This is a genomic window from Roseburia sp. AF22-2LB (assembly GCF_003461125.1).
Lineage (GTDB): Bacteria > Bacillota > Clostridia > Lachnospirales > Lachnospiraceae > Roseburia_C > Roseburia_C amylophila.
Window position 1 is genome coordinate 1 of the sequence record NZ_QTWM01000023.1, and the last position, 1052, is coordinate 1052.

2 rRNA genes are annotated in these 1052 nt (G+C 42.5%); both read right to left on the reverse strand.

The annotated features are described in order from the left end of the window. A 23S ribosomal RNA gene (locus DWX96_RS14140) occupies positions 1-111 on the reverse strand; the annotation flags it as partial. A gap of 422 nt (positions 112-533) precedes the next feature. Next, a 5S ribosomal RNA gene (gene rrf, locus DWX96_RS14145) occupies positions 534-651 on the reverse strand. Between the last annotated feature and the right edge of the window lie 401 nt (positions 652-1052).

Genomic DNA, 1052 nt, shown 5'->3' on the forward strand with positions numbered 1-1052 from the left:
ATTCACGGATCAAAGGATATTTGCTCCTCCCCGTGACTTTTCGCAGCTTATCACGTCTTTCATCGGCTCTTAGTGCCAAGGCATCCACCCTGCGCTCTTCTTCGCTTGACCTTGTTATGAGCACTTAGTGTTGGTTCTTTCAACACTTACGTGCGATACATGCTTGACCCTTAGTAAGAACGAGCTTCTGCGAAGTTCGAACTTAGTAGTCAAGTATTGCACCTGTGCTCTCGTCGTATAGCGTTACGACGCTTGTGTTTGTTGATTCTTTTGAATCGGTTTGTTTCTCGGATGTCTTGATATCTTAGGTCTATCATTTCTAAAATGATAGTCTTTTCATCAATTCTGTATGAAGTTTTCAAGGTACGTTTTTCTGACTGTTTTACCAGTCATTAGAAAACTCAATTTTTTGAATCCTCTAATCACGGGTAAAAACCCTGTATCTTAACAGCACTTCCCTGCTGATATAGGTTAGCATCCTTCGGATGCCCGTTTTATGTTGAAAACAGCATAGCTGTTGTTTTCTTTTTTTAATCTGGCAGCCACCTACTCTCCCATGCCGTCTCCAGCGTAGTACCATCGGCCGCTTAGGTCTTAACCATCGTGTTCGGGATGTGGACGGGTGTTTCCCCTAAGCGCATCGCCACCAGAAGCATTGAACACTTAGCGAGGTTCTTTCGAGCTTAGTGCGAAAGCTGTTCTCTGAGATTAGTAAGAACAAGCTTTAGCGCTGTTCGAACTTAGCGAAGAGAACTTCCTCTCTTGTGTTGTTATCTTTGATAACTCAACAGCGAAATAATCTTTACTCGATTTCCTTAGAAAACATCGTGTTCGGGATGTGGACGGGTGTTTCCCCTAAGCGCATCGCCACCAGAATTGTTATGAGCACTTAGACGGTAACAAATGTAATGCAGTTAGCGTCTTACGTGCGATACATACTTGACCCTTAGTGAGAACGAGTTCTTACGAAGTTCGAACTTAGTAGTCAAGTACTATTCAGTTATCTTTGATAACTCAACAGCGAAATAATCTTTACTCGATTTCCTTAGAAA